Origin of the sequence: Scandinavium tedordense (genome assembly GCF_024764965.1) — a bacterium.
Classification (GTDB): Bacteria; Pseudomonadota; Gammaproteobacteria; order Enterobacterales; family Enterobacteriaceae; genus Scandinavium; species Scandinavium tedordense.
Genome location: NZ_JALIGG010000054.1, coordinates 21456 through 39830, shown reverse-complemented (window position 1 = coordinate 39830; position 18375 = coordinate 21456). Strand labels below are relative to the sequence as shown.

The 18375-nt window shown below is 55.9% G+C and carries 16 protein-coding genes; 7 read left to right on the top strand and 9 right to left on the bottom strand.

Annotation, left to right across the window (positions count from 1 at the left end):
- The first annotated feature begins 49 nt into the window (after positions 1-49).
- Together MUU46_RS09210 and pbpG are read left to right on the top strand one after the other, a co-directional pair.
- Complete coding sequence (locus MUU46_RS09210; protein WP_159770566.1) at positions 50-637, top strand: Yip1 family protein; 588 nt, start codon at positions 50-52, stop codon at positions 635-637.
- Positions 638-814: 177 nt separating this feature from the next.
- Positions 815-1762 carry a D-alanyl-D-alanine endopeptidase gene (gene pbpG, locus MUU46_RS09205; RefSeq protein WP_258965375.1) on the top strand — a complete coding sequence of 316 codons (948 nt, stop codon included), beginning with the start codon at positions 815-817 and terminating at the stop codon, positions 1760-1762.
- Positions 1763-1794: 32 nt separating this feature from the next.
- On the opposite strand, the gene MUU46_RS09200 is transcribed toward pbpG, so the two are convergent.
- Both MUU46_RS09200 and dld read right to left on the bottom strand, forming a co-directional pair.
- Positions 1795-2349: a GNAT family N-acetyltransferase gene (locus MUU46_RS09200; RefSeq protein ID WP_258965374.1), complete on the bottom strand. Its 555-nt coding sequence runs from the start codon at positions 2347-2349 to the stop codon at positions 1795-1797.
- 234 nt (positions 2350-2583) lie between these two features.
- Positions 2584-4347, bottom strand: a complete 1764-nt coding sequence (gene dld / locus MUU46_RS09195) for a D-lactate dehydrogenase (RefSeq protein WP_258965373.1) — start codon at positions 4345-4347, stop codon at positions 2584-2586.
- Positions 4348-4558: 211 nt separating this feature from the next.
- Between dld and bglX the strand changes: the two genes are divergently transcribed.
- Positions 4559-6856, top strand: a complete 2298-nt coding sequence (gene bglX, locus MUU46_RS09190; RefSeq protein WP_258965372.1) for a beta-glucosidase BglX — start codon at positions 4559-4561, stop codon at positions 6854-6856.
- 66 nt (positions 6857-6922) lie between these two features.
- Here bglX and MUU46_RS09185 read toward each other — a convergent pair whose 3' ends face one another.
- The 6 genes from MUU46_RS09185 to MUU46_RS09160 all read right to left on the bottom strand — a co-directional run bounded on the left by MUU46_RS09185 (position 6923) and on the right by MUU46_RS09160 (position 14105).
- Positions 6923-7654, bottom strand: a complete 732-nt coding sequence (locus MUU46_RS09185; protein ID WP_258965371.1) for a fimbrial assembly chaperone — start codon at positions 7652-7654, stop codon at positions 6923-6925.
- Entirely contained in the window at positions 7620-8948 is a 1329-nt protein-coding gene (stbD, locus tag MUU46_RS09180) for a fimbrial usher protein StbD (RefSeq protein ID WP_258965370.1), read from the bottom strand. Before stbD ends, MUU46_RS09185 begins: the two co-directional genes overlap by 35 nt.
- Before the next feature lie 4 nt (positions 8949-8952).
- The gene (locus MUU46_RS09175; RefSeq protein WP_258965369.1) at positions 8953-11511 is read right to left on the bottom strand and encodes a fimbrial outer membrane usher protein; all 2559 of its coding nucleotides are present in this window, start codon (positions 11509-11511) and stop codon (positions 8953-8955) included.
- A complete protein-coding gene (locus MUU46_RS09170; protein WP_374685004.1) occupies positions 11492-12250 on the bottom strand; it encodes a fimbria/pilus periplasmic chaperone in 759 nt (252 codons plus the stop codon). Before MUU46_RS09170 ends, MUU46_RS09175 begins: the two co-directional genes overlap by 20 nt.
- A gap of 67 nt (positions 12251-12317) precedes the next feature.
- On the bottom strand, positions 12318-12854 hold the full coding sequence (locus tag MUU46_RS09165; RefSeq protein WP_159752938.1) for a fimbrial protein: 537 nt from the start codon (positions 12852-12854) through the stop codon (positions 12318-12320).
- A gap of 429 nt (positions 12855-13283) precedes the next feature.
- The gene (locus MUU46_RS09160) at positions 13284-14105 is read right to left on the bottom strand and encodes a winged helix-turn-helix domain-containing protein (RefSeq protein WP_258965368.1); all 822 of its coding nucleotides are present in this window, start codon (positions 14103-14105) and stop codon (positions 13284-13286) included.
- A 406-nt stretch (positions 14106-14511) separates the two neighbouring features.
- Here MUU46_RS09160 and osmF point away from each other — a divergent pair, with 406 nt between their 5' ends.
- From osmF to MUU46_RS09140, 4 genes are read left to right on the top strand one after another with little or no spacing between them, the layout of a single operon-like run.
- Positions 14512-15429 carry a glycine betaine ABC transporter substrate-binding protein OsmF gene (osmF, locus tag MUU46_RS09155; protein WP_159752942.1) on the top strand — a complete coding sequence of 306 codons (918 nt, stop codon included), beginning with the start codon at positions 14512-14514 and terminating at the stop codon, positions 15427-15429.
- A 4-nt stretch (positions 15430-15433) separates the two neighbouring features.
- The gene (locus MUU46_RS09150; RefSeq protein WP_258965367.1) at positions 15434-16591 is read left to right on the top strand and encodes an ABC transporter permease; all 1158 of its coding nucleotides are present in this window, start codon (positions 15434-15436) and stop codon (positions 16589-16591) included.
- Complete coding sequence (locus tag MUU46_RS09145) at positions 16584-17531, top strand: ABC transporter ATP-binding protein (protein ID WP_258965366.1); 948 nt, start codon at positions 16584-16586, stop codon at positions 17529-17531. The genes MUU46_RS09150 and MUU46_RS09145 overlap by 8 nt, the downstream gene beginning before the upstream one ends.
- The gene (locus MUU46_RS09140) at positions 17515-18252 is read left to right on the top strand and encodes an ABC transporter permease (RefSeq protein ID WP_159752948.1); all 738 of its coding nucleotides are present in this window, start codon (positions 17515-17517) and stop codon (positions 18250-18252) included. Before MUU46_RS09145 ends, MUU46_RS09140 begins: the two co-directional genes overlap by 17 nt.
- On the opposite strand, the gene MUU46_RS09135 is transcribed toward MUU46_RS09140, so the two are convergent.
- Positions 18227-18340 (bottom strand): protein YohO, encoded by a 114-nt coding sequence (locus MUU46_RS09135; RefSeq protein WP_159753519.1) that lies wholly within the window; start codon positions 18338-18340, stop codon positions 18227-18229. The genes MUU46_RS09140 and MUU46_RS09135 overlap by 26 nt on opposite strands.
- Positions 18341-18375 lie beyond the last annotated feature (35 nt).

Here is an 18375-nt window from a genome sequence, read left to right as displayed (position 1 = left end):
TGCATTATACTTAGCTCATGCTGTGTGAAGCCGAGAATAGGAGGGCTTTATGAATCATGTCTGGGGACTTTTCTCCCATCCTGACCGTGAAATGCATGTCATTCAGAGCGAGAACGAAACCGTCTCGCATCATTACACTCACCATGTGCTGGCGATGGCGGCGGTACCGGTCATCTGCGCGTTTATCGGCACCACCCAAATCGGCTGGAACTTCGGCGATGGCACCACCGTGAAACTGTCGTTGTTCACAGGTTTCGCGCTGGCGGTGCTGTTTTATGGCCTGATGCTGGCTGGGGTTGCGGTAATGGGACGGGTCATCTGGTGGATGGCGCGTAACTATCCGCAACGGCCATCGCTCAAGCGCTGTATGGTGTTTGCCGGATATGTGGCGACGCCGATATTCCTCAGCGGCATCGTGGCGCTTTATCCGCTGGTCTGGCTGTGTGCGTTGGTGGGAACCGTTGCTCTGTGTTACACCGGCTATCTGCTGTACATCGGCATTCCGACGTTCCTTGGCATTAACCGCGAAGAGGGGATGAGCTTTGCCAGTTCGACCCTGGCGATTGGGGTTCTGGTCCTCGAAGTGCTACTGGCCGCGACGGTCATCCTGTGGGGTTATGGCTATCGTTTATTCTGACCTTAACGCATAGCGGGTGTGGATGGTTTCTTCACCCGCTATGCAGCATTTATTCACGATTAACTTGTGGCACGAGAAAGCTCTGGCGCGGTATGATGCCCCGGCTTGCGTTTGTGAAGTGCATACAAATGCCTCCCGATATCATAACTTGCGTAAATAATTACCAGACACCTCACGATGCCTAAATTTCGAGTTTCTCTGCTCAGCCTCGCGCTGATGCTGGCAGTACCTTTCGCGCCTCAGGCGAGTGCTAAAACTGCCGTGGCAGCCGTTGCGTCGCAGCCGGACATTGCTTCCGGTAGCGCGATGATTGTCGATTTAAACACCAATAAAGTGATTTACGCCAGCGAGCCAGACCTGGTGCGACCTATTGCGTCGATTACCAAGCTGATGACGGTGATGGTGGTGCTGGATGCCCATTTACCGCTCGATGAAATGCTCAGCGTGGACATCAGTCATACGCCGGAGATGAAAGGGATTTACTCACGCGTACGCCTGAACAGCCATATCAGCCGCAAAAATATGATGTTGCTGGCGCTGATGTCCTCCGAGAACCGCGCGGCGGCAAGTCTCGCGCATCATTACCCTGGCGGTTACGACGCATTTATTCGCGCCATGAACAGCAAGGCGAAATCCCTGGGCATGAGCCACACGCACTATGTGGAGCCAACGGGCCTGTCGATTCACAACGTATCGACCGCGCGCGACCTGTCCAAATTGCTGATTGCGACCAAACGGTATCCGCTGATGGGCCAGTTGAGCACCACCAAAGAAGACATGGCAACCTTCAGCAACCCGAATTACACGCTGCCATTCCGCAATACCAACCATCTGGTTTATCGCGAAAACTGGAATATCCAGCTGACCAAAACCGGGTTTACCAACGCGGCGGGCCATTGTCTGGTGATGCGTACGGTGATGAACAATCGTCCGGTGGCGATGGTGGTGATGGATGCATTCGGCAAATATACGCACTTTGCGGATGCCAGCCGTCTGCGTACCTGGGTTGAAACCGGGAAAGTGATGCCGGTACCGCCTGCGGCATTGGCCTACAAAAAGCAGAAAGAAGCGCAGATGGCGAGTGCCATTCAGAATTCGTCGCAGCAGATAGCACAGGCGGATTGATAGGAGTTGCCCGGCGCCGCCGGGCAATAAACCTACTCTGGCAGCGTCCAGTCACCGTCATTAAGCGGGCGCTGGACAATCAACGTATCCCGCCAGTCACCCATCTTATAGCCAACGCTGCGCAGCTGTCCGGCCACTTCAAATCCGTGTTTTTTATGCAACCTCAGCGAGCCGATATTATTGTTGCCATCGCCGATAACCGCCACCATCTGTCGCCACGGGCCTTTTTCGCACACTTCAATCAATCGGCTAAGCAACGCACTGCCGACGCCGTGCCCGGTCATGCTGGCATCAACGTAGATGGATTCTTCGAGGGTGTAACGATAGGCCGGGCGAGGGCGGTACTGACTGGCGTAGCAGTAGCCGACGATAATGCCGCGATAGAGCGCCACCAGCCAGGGTAAATCCTGTCCGGCGACGACGTTCATTCGCTCGCGCATCTCATCGACAGATGGGGGAACTTCCTCAAAAGAGGCGCGACCGTTTAACACATGCCAGGCGTACAGTGCAGCAATCGCATGCGCATCGTCAGGTCTGGCTTCGCGAATTTCAACTTCTGCACTGTATAAGACATCTACCGCTGACATGATAATGACTCCTTGAGCCTCAGTATCAGGCTACTTTATTCGCCATTTTGGGCTTGGGCAGTGCTCAAAATCCTCACGTACATCGTGTACGCTCCGGTTTTTCCGCGCTTTCCGCAGCCAAACTGGTGGCAACAGTAACGCCTTGCGTTTAGCGAATTGCCAGGCCAGAGAAACGTTTCTCCAGCCCTAAGCCGTTACTGTAATCGCAGTTAAGCAGCAATACACTACTCCCCCTTAATTCTGGGGGGGATTTGCGTCAGTTACGCTTTCAGCATCTTCGGGCGTACGGCCTTCACCCCAATATTTCTGCTTACTGGTCTTACCAATGCCCGGATTCATGCTGTTGGTCGGGTCATTTTCGCGATAAAACTGTTTTAACGTATCCGCCGCTTCGTAAAGATGGCCCACGTTATGCTCAGCAGGATATTGCGCGCCGCGCTCGCGCAGCAGGGTCAGCATCTGTTCTTTTAACTCGTGCGCGTCCACGCCTTTCTTAACGATGTAATCCTGATGGAAAACGTGACACATAAAGTGACCATAATAGAGCTTATGGGTCAGTTGGTTGTCGATTTCCGGCGGCAGGTGCTCGAACCAGTCGGTGTCATTGCGGCGAAGCGCAATATCCAGCGCCAGAATATCCTCCACCTCATCCGCATGGACCGCCTGATAGCGGATCGCCGCGCCCGCCGCCGCAAAACGGTGCAGAAACGCCTTGCTGCCTTCTTCCGGCGTGCAGGCGAAGAACGCGCCGTCGGCGGTCTTAAAGAACTCCGTCAGCCAGGTTTGCGCCTCGTCGATGCCGTCTCCGTCCATCTTCAGCATTAAATGATGCTCGTACTGGTTACGGTAATTTTTCATGCGATCCGGCAGATGCGCCGGGAACGCGTGACCGAGCTTCTGCATAAATCGGTCGGTGAAATGCGGTTTAAACAGCGGTACTTTTTCCAGCATCGCGTCGGTGCGGCCCTTCAACGTGAAAAACAGCGGCATCTTATCGGTGCCGAGTTTGTCGATCATCAGGAAGGTATCTTTGCCGTACTGTTCCGCGATGTCGTAAATGTCGCGGTGCATATACTCCCCGGCCACTGGCAAGTTAGCAAAATTGGCCAGCATATGGCGGCGAATTTCGGTCAGCACTTCCGGCTGATTGGTGCCGATGTAAAACACCTGCTGACGTTTTTCGGCTTCGAAAGTATCCAGACGCGCGGCGAAAACGGCGAGCTTCCCGGCGCAGCCGGAAGATTCAAACAGGCGATCCGGATCGGCGTTATAGCGCGCCGGGGCCTCGGCATCGACATCACGCACGCGGGTCACGTAGTCGTGATCGTGGGCGTGACGGCCATCGTGTCTCACGTCGCTGTCTTTCAGGCGCTCGTCGTCGAGCGTGCTGAGGATCTGCTCCGGCGTTTCACCCAGATCGATGCCCAGATGGTTCACAAGCTGCAGTTTTCCGTCGTCGGTAATGCGCGCAAACAGCGACATTTCGGTATACGCCGGGCCGCGCTGCACCAGCGAACCGCCGGAGTTATTGCAGATCCCGCCGATCACCGATGCGCCAATGCAAGACGATCCGATCACCGAGTGCGGCTCACGGCCAAGCGGTTTCAGTGCTTTTTCCAGTGAATATAGCGTGGTGCCAGGATACGCCAGCACCTGCTTGCCCTTGTCGATCAGGTGCAGCTTATCGAGGCGCAGCGTGCTGATTATCACAATCTGGCGGTCGTAATCGTTGCCGTTTGGGGTAGAGCCTTCGGTCAGACCGGTATTGGCGGCCTGCATCAGAATAATTTTGTCCGCCTGGACGCAGGCGCTCAGTACGCGCCACAGCTCCAGCAGCGTGCCGGGGAATACCACGGCGAGCGCATCGCCATTGCCAGAACGGAAGCCCTTGCGATAGCGGGCGGTTTTGGCGGGGTCGGTCAGCAGGTGTGAATGGCCCACCAGGCGGGTCAGTTCAGACAGAAAAGCGTTATTATCATTTGTTGTCGTGGAAGACATCTTCTCACTCCTTGTGATGAGGAAAGTGTGGTGAGGCGCTTTTTTCGTGACTCAAGAATAGCGCTTTGTATGACAATTTTGTGCAGGAATTCAGTGAAAATTCAGAGCATAGCCTCCGCTTTCTGTTCGCACCCTTATCAGGCTTATGGCAAACTGCTGTTTTTTGGCAGGCTTTTGCCGTGATACCCGGTCTGAAGAGAGAGAATAGAAGATGAAATGGCTTTGTTCTGTTGGCGTTGCCGTTAGCCTTGCGCTACAACCCGCGATGGCCGACGAGATGTTCGGCAACCACCCGCTGACGCCAGAGGCACGCGATGCGTTTGTCACCGCTCTGCTCAAGAAAATGACCGTCGATGAAAAAATCGGCCAGCTGCGTCTGATAAGCGTCGGTCCGGACAACCCGAAAGAAGCCATCCGCGAGATGATCAAAGACGGCCAGGTGGGCGCGATTTTTAACACCGTGACGCGCAAAGACATTCGCGCCATGCAGGATCAGGTGATGCAGCTCAGTCGCCTGAAAATTCCTCTCTTCTTCGCCTACGACGTGGTTCACGGTCAGCGTACCGTCTTCCCGATAAGCCTCGGCCTTGCCTCTTCCTTTAACCTCGACGCGGTACGTACCGTAGGCCGTATTTCCGCCTACGAAGCCGCCGACGATGGCCTGAACATGACCTGGGCGCCAATGGTCGACGTTTCACGCGATCCGCGCTGGGGCCGTGCCTCCGAAGGTTTCGGCGAAGACACCTATTTAACCTCGATGATGGGTAAAACCATGGTCGAAGCGATGCAGGGCAAAAGCCCGGCGGAGCGCTATTCGGTGATGACCAGCGTCAAACACTACGCGGCGTACGGCGCAGTGGAAGGCGGTAAAGAGTACAACACCGTGGACATGAGTCCGCAGCGTCTGTTCAACGATTACATGCCGCCGTACAAAGCGGGGCTGGATGCGGGCAGCGGTGGCGTGATGGTGGCGCTGAACTCCCTGAACGGCACCCCGGCGACCTCGGATTCCTGGCTGCTAAAAGACGTTCTGCGTAAAGAGTGGGGCTTCAAAGGCATCACCATTTCCGATCACGGCGCGATTAAAGAGCTCATCAAGCACGGTGTGGCTTCCGATCCGTCAGATGCGGTCCGCGTGGCGCTGAAAGCCGGGATCGACATGAGCATGAGCGACGAATATTACAGCAAATATCTGCCGGAGCTTATCAAGAGCGGCAAAGTAACGATGGCAGAAGTTGATGACGCCACGCGCCACGTGCTGAACGTCAAATATGACATGGGCTTGTTTAACGATCCGTACAGCCACCTGGGCCCGAAAGATACTGACCCACAGGACACCAATGCTGAAAGCCGTCTGCACCGCAGCGATGCGCGTAAAGTGGCGCGTGAAAGCCTGGTACTGCTGAAAAACCGTCTGAACACCTTGCCGCTGAAAAAGTCCGGCACCATTGCCGTGGTGGGTCCGCTGGCTGACAGCAAGCGTGATGTGATGGGCAGCTGGTCCGCTGCGGGCGTTGCCGATCAGTCTGTACCGGTTCTCGACGGGATCAAAACCTCCGTCGGCGATAACGCCAAAGTGATTTACGCCAAAGGCGCGAACATCACCGACGACAAAGACATCGTCAACTTCCTCAACCTGTACGAAGAAGCGGTAAAAGTGGATACCCGTTCACCGCAGGCGATGATTGACGAAGCGGTTGCCGCCGCCAAACAGTCTGACGTGGTGGTTGCAGTTGTCGGTGAAGCACAGGGCATGGCCCATGAAGCGTCCAGCCGAACCGAAATCAGCATTCCGCAGAGCCAGAAAGATTTGATTGCTGCGTTGAAAGCGACCGGTAAACCGCTGGTGCTGGTGCTGATGAACGGCCGTCCGTTAACGCTGGTGCAGGAAGATCAGCAGGCTGACGCGATGCTGGAAACCTGGTTCGCCGGTACTGAAGGCGGCAATGCCATCGCTGACGTGCTGTTTGGCGACTACAATCCGTCAGGCAAACTGCCGATGTCCTTCCCGCGCTCGGTTGGCCAAATCCCGACGTACTACAGCCATCTGAACACCGGTCGCCCGTACAATGCCGACAAGCCGAACAAATACACCTCCCGTTACTTCGATGAATCCAACGGCCCGCTGTATCCGTTCGGTTATGGTCTGAGCTATACCACCTTCAACGTTTCTGACGTGAAAATGTCTTCCGCGACCATGAAGGCCGACGGCAGCGTGACCGCCAGCGTTGATGTGACCAACACCGGCAAACGCGAAGGCGCGACGGTTATCCAGATGTACGTGCAGGATGTAACCGCATCAATGAGCCGTCCGGTGAAACAGTTGCGCGGCTTTGAAAAGGTTACGCTGAAGCCGGGTGAAACCCAGACTGTCAGCTTCCCGATCGACGTCAAAGCGCTGAAGTTCTGGAACCAGCAGATGAAATACGCCGCAGAGCCTGGCAAATTCAATGTCTTTATCGGCGTCGATTCCGCCCGTGTGAAGCAGGGCGAGTTCGAATTGCAGTAACAAAAAAAGCCCCTTTCCGCACGGGTCGGGAAGGGGCAAAGTCTCAGCGAACACTCTTCGTTATTGTTATATTCCTTCTACTTTTCCTCCTGGCATCACGCGATAACTGCGCGCATTACCGGAGTCAGTAATGACGTCGAAACGCATTATTTCACCCGTAGTCAGCGGGGTGCTCAGCGGCACTTCCAGCCACGCTTTGGGCGCAACCATCAGGCCACCGATATCTTTCTGCTTGCCGGGATGAACGGTCAGGCTCATAAACCACGGTGTCGGGTTTTCTATGTTCAACGTTTGGCCCTTAACGGTAAAACGCAGCTGTTGTTCATCACTTTCCTTTGGCGCGGCCAACCCGTCCGGACGGATAAATACTTTCAGGCGCAGTCGTAGCGGTAAAACCATCTTCCGCGCAGTGTTTTGCGTCGCCTTGGTATTCGGCGGAATTTGATACACGTTGAGCCAGAACTGGCTTTCGTGGTCCATCGCCAGTGTGCTGCGGGAGCTTAGCATCAGGCGCAACGAGCGCAGCTCGCCCGGCAGCATCCGGAATACCGGCGGCACGACCACAATTGGTGTTTGACTGGTATCCGGCGACGAATTCACGTTGCCGTTATCGGTCCACGCCTGAATAAGCATCGGCGAATCGCCATCATTCGACAGATTCAGCGACTGCACCTTATCGGACGCCGCAAAGATAAGCCGCGTCCGGTCGATATTCACCGCCGCATTGGTGGTACTGGCCCACAATAGCAGGGTGGCGAGGGCGCTACTGGAAACTGACCACCACTTGCAACTGCGCATTCACGGTACCTGCTGTGATTGTTTGTCCATTGAGAGCCTCAAGCGAGGCGGTAAAATCGCCGCTGTAGGTATTCACCGTATCGGAGGAGACCAGTGAGGTCAGATCCTGATAGGCATACCAGCCACGCGCGTTGCCGGTGCCGGTACTGGAACGGTCCGGCAGCAGATTCAACGCAGCTCCCGTGCGGTTATAAATACGAATGCCGACGCCAGAGGCCACGCCGCTGGCACCGTATTGGTTGTCCAGCAGCCAGGTTAATCCGCCCCCAGAAGTGGTCAGCCCAAGCGTTTTCGCGGCAGACACCGCGGTCGGCTGATTGACAAGGAAGCCCATCGAGACGTTTGCGGCGCTGGATGTTGACGTGCTGGTACTTGATTTGGCGCCCGCCTCACACTGCAGGCTGACGCTGAACGGTGCCTGACTGCTGCCGCCGGACTGTAGCACCGCGCTGCTGATGGTCGGCAGCAGTACCATCACCGGATAATCTTTCACCTGGCACAGGGCGCCGCGCACGTAGGTCACATTGCCCCAAGTGCTCCAGGCGGCGGGCCAGTTGCCGTACCAGCCGTAGAAATAGGAGAGGCTGTCCATCCCGTCTTTCAGGGAGTTGGTATCTAGCCCTGGCCCTTTGAAGGCGATATAGCCGCGCGGCTGGGTATAAGCGTCTTTGTACATATTCGCGGCGCTGACGTAATAGCGGGTGTCGTTGATTTTATACATTTCGTACAGCACGTTGCTGAACGCGCTGGCGGGAATGTAGATATAGGTTCCATCCTCAAACCAGCTGTCTGCGGTCAGCTGGCGCTGCTTCCAGTAGCGGCTGTAATACTCGCCGCTGCTGAGGTTAGTGATGCGCACCGCTACGTTTTTGGCAACGTCATAGTACGCGCCATCCACTTCTGAGGTGGTGTACATCCCGGTATAGGCGTTGTCGCCGTTGGTGGCGTACATTTCGAACAAACTTCCGGCGTCCGCCAGCTGGCAGCGATAGAGGATTTGATTGCTGGAGTAGGCTTTATTGCTCGCGCTGGTGAGAAAACTCCCTACCGAGCTTGCCAGCAGCGTGCCGGAAGGCTGGAAGTTGCTGCCGCTATTAATGCTGATGGTCGCGGGCAGGCCGATGTTTCCGGAACAGGTATCGCATGCCCCGGTCCAGCTGGCGGCGGTGTAACCCGCGGCAATAGCGGCTGCCGACAGCGACGAGTTACTGGTGACCTTAATGCAGTTGGCCAGCAGTGAGGCGCTGAAAAACAGACTCGCAACAAACAGAAGCGATTGGGCGCGAACACGCATACCGCTACTCCTTTTCACAGATTTTATTCAAATGGATTATCTCGTCCTGGCTTTCCAGGTTGAGCTGATAACGCACGTGGCACGCCTGATTAGATGCCGTTCCCCAGCGCACCAGCAGTGAGCCGGAGGTGCTTGGGATACGGGCATAAATTTGCCCGCCCTGGCCGACCATCCCAATAACCGTGCCGTCGCCGTCGAGCACATCGGCCCCCATCGGCGGTACGCTACCATCGGCGGATTTGAGGTTTATCAGTACTGCTTTACCTTTCAGGGTAGCGAAATTTACGCGGGCTATGGCCCCGGCGTAGGGCACCACGCGCTGGCTGCCGCCGGTGAGTTCCGCATCGCGGGTCATCGTCCGGCTGTCGAGGCTGACGTTGTTGCTGCGATAAGGGGAGAGCGACGGCATGATGGCGTAACCAAAGCTGTCGACCACCGCGCCCTGACCGTTCTGCACTACCGCCCCCTGCGCGCCTTCGGCGTGGATCAGTGCAAAGGTTTCGCTGGTATAGGGTCCGACCGTCAGGCCGCCGGGGTGCAACACGAAGGTGCCGGATGCGCCGAGTGCACTCAGACGGTAGTTTTCGCCCTGGTCATAGCTGGCACGCACCGCGCCCATGCGGGTGTTCTCCTGCATACTGCCGCCGAAGGTGCTTGCGCTGTCATTGGATCCGTTACGCTCGCGTTCATAGCCGCCATATATCGACCAGGAGAAATCGTTGTGTTCTCCGGCAGAGCCGCTCATCGACAGCGTTGAAGACCGGCTTTCACGTGACTGGTTGTAGTTCATCGCAATCGACGAGCGGCTGTTGCCCCAGTCGAACGGGATCGAAACGTTAAAGGAGAATGTCGTCTCGGTGTATTTTTGATGGCTACTGCTGTCCTGCGGATCGTCCACGCTGCTGTAAAAGCGGCTGTTGTCCCAGCTGGTACGCTGTCGGGCCACGTTCACCCCATAACTGATGGTGTTCCACTGGTTGCTATAGCCCATTTGCAGTTGGGTTATCCGCGACTGATTCCCGTAGTAATCTGCGCTGCTGGCGCTCAGGTTTAGCGTACCGAAACTTACCAGCGGCTGGCTGATGGTGGCCGACAGGCGGTTTCGCTGCTGTAAGGTATCGGAATAGTAATCGGTGCCGGTGGTCTGCTCGCGGCGCACGCCGAGCACGTCCTGTAATTCGCGAAAGCCGCTGGTGGAGTAGCGGTATGCCGCCAGCACCAGGTTGGTGCCAGAGGTAAATGTTTTGCTGTAGCTCAGCTCCGCGCGCCAGCCCTGCTGGCGTTCGTCGTTCTGCACTCGGGCGTTGGACCAGGTGGCGTTCATGCCAAATGCGCCAAATCCGGTGGCCCACACGCCACCCATAAGCCACGCCTGATAATCTTCCGCGATCCGCGAGCCCAGATTGAGTGTGACGGTGTTGTTCACGCCGCGCTGCAAAGTGCCTTCGAAGAAATCGTTATTCACGCTGTAGTACTGGCGCACGCGCCCGAGTGCCAGCGAGTAATGCCAGTTACCTGATCGAACGGAATCCGGCACCGCCGAGTAGGGTACCGTAAAGGTGGACGTTTTGCCGTTGGCATCGACCACGTCGACGGTCAGATCGCCCTGATTGCGGGTGTTGTACAGGTCGTCAATAACGAACGGGCCAGGTGGCACATTGGTTTCATAAATGATTTTGCCGAGCTGGCGGATAATCACATGCGCGCTGCTTGACGCCACGCCGCGCACCTCGGGTGCATAGCCGCGTTTGCCCTGCGGCCACATGCGTTCGTCGGTGGTCATCTTCACACCGTTAAACGACAGGCTGCCAAACAGGCTGGAATCGGTATAGCTATCGCCGACGGTCATTATGCTGTTGAGCGATTCTATTGGGCGTTGAGCCCAGGTGCGCACGCTGTTATAACGGTAGGCGCTGCCGCTTTGGCTGCTGTCGACGTAGCGCAGGTTGCCCTGATGGCGCATCTGCCACAGACCGAGGTTGGTGCCCGCGTTGATGCCGCTCCAGAGATACTGATAGCGATAGCGACTGTCGCTATTTTCGGTCACCGTGTAGCTGGTGTTATGACGAACAAACAGCGCCAGCGTGCCGCTGTCCCATTCGGACGGCGGAATATAACCGCGCGGCGTACGAGCTAGCGCATCCATCGGAATAGACAGCTGCAAGCGCAGCGTGGAAGACTCGAATTCCCAACTCGCGCCGGGCGCCCAGGCCACCAGCGAACGACACTGGTCGTCGTTTTTCCCGGCATCAACGGCTTTAAGCTGCACGGCTTTCATCACCGACGGCGTCAGGCACGGCTCGGGTTCACTGCCGCTCGCCTGCGCGCGGAATGTGACTTTCACTCCGGTTTTCACCTGCGTGCCATTGAGCCAAATGTCCACCAGATAGCTTCCTGCGGCGGTGTGCTGCTGGTTGAACTGACCGATGTTCTGCCCGTAGGCGGAACCCTGAAACAGCGACGGGTCGAAGTAATATTCATCCCCCCACGCAGCATGCGCCGTTATCAGGCCGATAAGCACCATCAGGCCTTTGAGCTGAAAATTAGCGCCAGGTAACGTCATACTGTTCACTCATCCTTGCGCCCTGATCGTTGACCAGAGTGACGTTAACGCTGCCCTTTCCGTGGGGTGCGTTGGTATTGCCGGAGAACCAGAAGGTGCGGCTGGCGAATGGGGCCACCATATCGGCGGTCATGGCGTAGTTGATGCCTTTCACACGGGCGCTCAGGTTGCTGACTGACGCAAACCACGGGTTCGGGTTGGTTATTTCCACTCCCGCGCCATTTTTCGCATCGTACATCGCTTTTAGCTGGAGCTTTTTGACCAGTTCGCCGGGTTGGCCCAGGGGACTTGGGCGGTAAAACAGCTTGATGCGAGTGCGCATCACCACCAGCATCTTGTTTTGCTTTTGTTCACCGCTGACGTTAGCGGGCGGGAGTTGCAAGGCATTAAACCAGTACACCGATTCTCGGTCCTGGGGCATCGATTTGGCTTTGCTGTACACAATGCGCACGATCTGGCCCGCGTTCGGCTGAATGCGGAAGATGGGTGGCGTGGCGACAAACGGCACGGCGCTGCTGTCTTGCGGCCTGGCGTTGACGTCGCCGTCATCGAACCAGGTCTGAACGACGTACGGGAAGCTGTCGCTGTTTTTAAGCTGAACGTCCACCGATGTGGCCGCAGAGCCGTAGATAATGCGGCTACCCATAATGGTCACGCTGGCATGACTTAGCGCTGCGCTGGCGCAAAACAGCGCGGCAGCAAGCAGGACGAGCATTCCGTGGCGAAGCGGTTCCTTTATCATCTCAACAACTCCGTGAGGAAAATTGTCTCCGGGCGCTGTGCCGCCCCCGGAGACAAAAACAAACTTACTGGTAGGAAACGGCGTACTGCAGAGTGGCTTCCACAGTACCGGCGGTGGCTTTACCCGCGGCGTAGTACTGCGCGGTGTAAGAGGCGCTGGCATCGCTGGCGCCCGCGGCCAGTTTCAGGTCGCCGTCGCCGGTGAAGCCGTCGGTCAGGTTGATTTCGGTGCCGGTAGTATCGAGGATCTGCACTTCCACATTGCTTGCGGTCCCGGTGTTGCCGAGATTGCCGTTAGTGGTGACCTGGTTGCCAACGAATACGGTAGAGATTTTGGTCTCGGTGGCCACGTCGCCGGTGCAGCCAGTCAGGCCGATATCAAACGTGACAGGGCCGGCGGTGTCGCCACTGGCAGCCAGTTCAGTGCTGCTGACGGTTGGCAGCAGCACCACTGGCGTGGTCTGGTTGCCGTTGATGGCAACGGAGCAGGTTTCGTCGGTCACTTCGCCTTGGAAGCTGATGGTGTTATCTGAAACGGCCATAGCGTTGGCAGAAACCAGCAGGGCGCCGGTCAGAATAGTGAGGTAACTTTTTTTCAACATGATGCGTTTTCCTTTATGGCCTGTTGAGGCAATTGATTGATGACTCATGGCTACCTTGCCCGGCCCTGATGCGGTCATCCGCGCTTAAAGCCGTTCGGTATCATGTAAGAAAAATCCTAAGGTATTCACATCTTCATGTAATCATTAACTATTAACAGGTTGTTATTAAGTTTTTAATTCCAGAAAAAAATGGTTTTTCGTGTGTTAACAGATGATCATCCCGTCATTTCATTCGAGAATGTGAACAGGATGTAACAGTGACTAAGCGTGTCCCTGTAAATTAAAGGGGGTATACGGGAGAGGAAGTTGGGTTAAGTCAAAATGTGATGCCCGGAACGCAAGGGCAAATTTGATGCACTTTACTATCTGCACATTCCAGACGTAAAAAAGCCCGATACGCGGATCGGGCTATGAGGAATTATTGGACATTCACGTGCCGGAATGAGGGGGGTCGGTCAGGCTCCAGCAGATTTCCGCTCTGCTTTCTCGTAAATTAGCGCAACGCATAAAGTAGAGGCGGGACAGTTCCTGGCTCCAGGTTTTATACGACCGGCTTTTGATCACCAGCAGATACTGATCACTGTTGCACTGGGGGTTCAACTCCTGGGCATAGCGCATCAGCCCCTTTTTAAAGGTGACGGCGTCGGTGGTATGCAGTAATTGTTCTGAAACCATCACGCTACAGGTACCCGCTTTGCCAATAAATACTTCCTTTCGGTCCAGTGGCCGGTTGTTGTACCAAAACCAGGCAGAGGCAATCAGCGTGGAGATGGCGATAACCATCGACAGCCAGTTCATGCTATTTGCAGACCGCAAAAATATCGTCGGCGGCTTCGTTGTTTTCAGCGAACTGGATGATTCTGGTGCGGAAATATCGGTCATTTTCGGCTCATCCTGCATAACATCAGGCGGCTCGGGTAAGGCTTCTATTTGTATTTTTTCCTGAAACATAAAGCCCATTTTCGGGACGGTGGTGATAACCTCATCTTCCAGACCTAAAATACGTAGAATTCGGCGTAATTTACTAATGCAATGATTGAGGTTGTTATTGCTGGACACCATCCCAAAGTCGTCCCAGACTTTTTTAAATATAACTTCACGATTGACGACCTCGCCCTGATGATTCAGGAGGAGGAGTAATAATCGTTTTGTGGGATTTGAGATTTGAACCGGATCGTCCTGTTCATCATGAACAGCCAGCGATCCGGTATCAGAATCGAATATAACATGTTTATTAAAAAGGAATTTCATATCACGGATCCGTCTGTTCAATACAATATGCATGCCTGGGTCAAATTATTCCCCGAAGTGCGTATCACTCCTTTCTGGTTAGAATCAACTTTGAGAAAATGTAATGGTAATTTTATGCTCTTGGGACGATTCTTAACATCTTAATTCGCAAGAGGTCGAGTGGTTAGTGTTTTATATCATTTCTTGGCTGTTTTGTAGATTATTTTACGTAACCATTCGAATACTTAATGTTTTTCTATGAATGAAAAGAAAACAATTAATAAATTGCAAAAAAAACAGGTGCATTATGCGTTTTTGAGACGACTTAGCATCATTTCAGGAAATGACTTATTTTCATGATAAATCGTTGATTCAGGTCTACGCTTTCTCTAACCTCCTGTAAACGCAGGCTTATGAGGAAACGAGAATGCACAATAAAACGAAGTGGATGACGGGCGTTTCGCTGTTGGCTGCGCTGAGCTTGCCGCTGCAGGCCGCTGAGCCAGTGAAGGTGGGTTCGAAGATTGATACCGAAGGAGCGTTGCTCGGCAACATTATTTTGCAGGTACTGGACAACCACGGCGTGAAAACCGTGAACAAAGTACAGTTGGGTGCGACGCCGGTGGTGCGCGGGGCGATAACCTCCGGGGAACTGGATATCTACCCGGAATACACCGGCAATGGGGCGTTCTTCTTTAAGGATGATAACGATCCGGCGTGGAAGAATGCGCAGCAGGGCTACGAGAAAGTGAAAAAACTCGACGCCGAGCAGAACAAGCTTATCTGGTTGACGCCCTCTCCGGCGAACAATACCTGGACCATCGCGGTACGTCAGGATCTGGCAGAGAAGAACAAACTCACTTCGTTAGAGGATTTGGGCACGTACCTGAAAAAGGGTGGTACCTTCAAACTGGCGGCGTCGGCAGAGTTTATTGAGCGTCCGGACGCGCTGCCCGCTTTCGAAAAAGCTTACGATTTCAAACTCGACCAGAGTCAGCTGCTGTCGCTGGCGGGCGGTGATACAGCGGTGACGATCAAAGCGGCAGCACAGCAAACTTCCGGCGTGAACGCGGCGATGGCCTATGGCACCGATGGTCCGGTGGCAGCGCTGGGTCTGCAAACGCTGACCGACCCGAAAGGCGTACAGCCAATTTATGCTCCGACACCGGTGATTCGTGAGGCGGTGCTGAAAGAATATCCGCAAATCCCGGAATGGCTGAAGCCGGTGTTTGAAAAACTGGACGCGAAGACGCTGCAAAAACTGAATGCCAGCATCGCGGTGGAAGGGCTGGATGCGAAGAAAGTGGCCGCTGACTGGCTGAAACAACAAGGACTGGTGAAGTAAGTACGTGCGAATATCCTGTCATAACCGGGTTCTGCTGCTGTTGGTGCTGATTGCACTGGCAGCCGCAGCGTTACCCTTCGTGAATTATGCTGCCAATCGGCTGCTCTCAGGCGAAAGCCGTCAGCTGTGGCAAATCTGGACTTTTCCGCCTGCGCTGTTGCTTATCGTGCCGCTGGTTCTGGCGGGCTTAAGCCTGCTGCGAGGCCGGGGCGCGTTGGTGTTGACGCTGATTCTGGCCCAGATCCTCTTTATACTGTTGCTCTGGAGCAGCGGCAAAGCGGCGATGACTCTGGCGCAAAGCGGTAGCCCGCTGGCGCGCACCTCGCCTGGCAGTGGACTGTGGCTTTGGCTGGCGGTGGCGCTGCTGATTTGCAGCGATGCTATCCGACGGCTGACTCAGAAATCGCTTTGGCGCTGGCTGCTGAATGCCCAAATCTGGATTTTTCCGGTGGCGCTGCTGTGGTCCGGTGAGCTCGATTCACTGTCGCTGATGAAAGAGTATTTTAACCGTCAGGACGTGTTCGACAGCGCGTTGCAGCAGCATTTGATCTTGCTGTTCGGCACGCTACTGCCGGGTCTGCTGATTGGCGTGCCGCTCGGGCTGTGGTGCTGGCGTCATCAGGGGCGGCAAACCCGCGTCTTCACCTTCCTCAATATTATTCAGACTATCCCTTCCGTGGCCCTGTTCGGCCTGCTGATTGCGCCGCTCGCCGGGCTGGTGAAACATTTTCCCTGGCTGTCGTCCTGGGGCATCGGCGGCACCGGCCTGACGCCTGCGCTGATTGCGCTGGTGCTTTACGCGCTGCTACCGCTGGTGCGCGGTGTGGTCGCCGGAATGCAGCAGGTTGCCGCCGACGTGCTCGAAAGCGCGGCGGCAATGGGCATGAGCCAGGCGCAGCGCTTCTGGAAAGTCCAGCTGCCGCTGGCGCTGCCAGTGCTGCTGCGCAGTCTGCGGGTGGTCACCGTGCAAACGGTCGGCATGGCGGTAGTCGCGGCGCTGATCGGCGCGGGCGGTTTTGGTGCATTAGTGTTTCAGGGGTTGTTGAGCAGTGCGCTCGACCTGGTGTTGCTTGGTGTTATTCCGGTGATTGCGATGGCGGTGGTAGTGGATGCGCTGTTCAGCCTGTGGATAGCTTTACTGGGAGGAGAAGCCCATGATTGAATTTCAGCAGGTAAGCAAAATCTTCGATGGCAAAGCGGCAGTGAAAAACCTCGATCTGAACCTAAAAGAGGGCGCATTTTCAGTGCTTATCGGGACCTCTGGTTCCGGAAAATCCACCACCCTGAAGATGATTAATCGCCTGGAGGAGCACGACAGCGGCACCATTCGCTTCGCCGGGGAAGATATTCGCCAGCAGCCGGTGCTGGCACTGCGCCGTAGGATGGGATACGCCATCCAGTCGATTGGCCTGTTCCCTCACTGGACGGTGGCACAAAACATTGCCACTGTGCTGCAGTTACAAAAATGGACGCGGGCTCGCATCAATGAGCGCATTGACGAACTGATGTCGCTGCTGGGGCTGGATGCCTCTTTGCGCGATCGCCTGCCGCATCAGCTGTCTGGTGGGCAGCAGCAGCGTGTCGGCGTGGCTCGCGCGCTGGCGGCCAATCCCGAAGTACTGCTGATGGATGAACCCTTCGGCGCTCTTGACCCGGTGACGCGCGGGGCGTTACAGCAGGAAATGCGTCGTATCCATCAGCTGCTCGGGCGCACTATCGTGCTGGTGACGCACGATATCGACGAAGCGCTGCGCCTGGCCGATCATCTGGTGTTGATGGATAACGGTGAAGTGGTCCAACAGGGCAAGCCGCTGGCGATGCTGACCGCGCCGGAAAACGATTTTGTGCGTGAATTTTTTGGTCGCAGCGAGCTGGGCGTGCGGCTGCTTTCGCTGCGCGGCGTCGGGGACTATGTGCGCGCCGGGGAACACATTCCCGGAGAACCGCTGCGCGCGTCGATGTCGCTACGTGAGGCGCTGTCATTGTTTGTGGCGCGCCGCAGCGAAGTGTTGCCGGTGGTGAACGACGACGGTACGCCGTGCGGATCGCTTCATTTTGCCGATCTGCTGCGTGGGGAGGACAACCGTGAAGGTGGTGCGTGATCCGCTTGTCTGGCTTTTATTGCTGTTTATCGCGTTGCTGGCGCTGATGCCCTACAGCGGGCCGCTGTTCAGCGCAATGTTTCCTGAACTGCCGCGCCCGCTTTATCAGCAGCAAAGTTTCTGGTCGCTGACGCTGGCGCATTTCTCGCTGGTGGGCGTGTCGAGCCTGGTGGCCACGGTCGTTGGCGTGGGGGCGGGAATTGCGGTGACGCGCCCGGCGGGCCGTGAATTTCGCTCGCTGGTGGAAACCATTGCCGCAATGGGGCAGACGTTTCCGCCGGTGGCGGTGCTGGCTATTGCGGTGCCGGTGATGGGCTTTGGCCGCGAACCGGCTATTATCGCGCTGATTTTGTACGGCGTTTTGCCTGTTTTGCAGGGTACGCTGGCCGGGCTGGCGTCAGTGCCATCGAGCGTGTTGAGCGTGGCGCAGGGGATGGGGATGAATGGTTGGCAACGCCTGCTGAAGGTAGAACTGCCGCTGGCCGCTCCGGTGATGATCGCCGGGATCCGCATTTCGGTCATTGTGAATATCGGCACCGCGACCATTGCTTCAACGGTGGGGGCGAACACCCTCGGGACGCCGATTATCATTGGTCTGAGCGGATTTAATACGGCGTATGTGATTCAGGGAGCGGTGCTGGTGGCGCTGGCGGCAATCCTGGTTGACCGGGCATTTGAGCGTCTGGCAAGGTTACTCAGCCGACACCACCGCGGACGATAAAGGAGTAGCCCGCAAGCATTACGCCGCCAATGCCGCCCACGGCCATTAGAACGAAGAGGGTGATCATAGCCAGTTTGGCAGGTTTCATCATGTGCTCCTTATGTTAACCCGCCGATTATATGA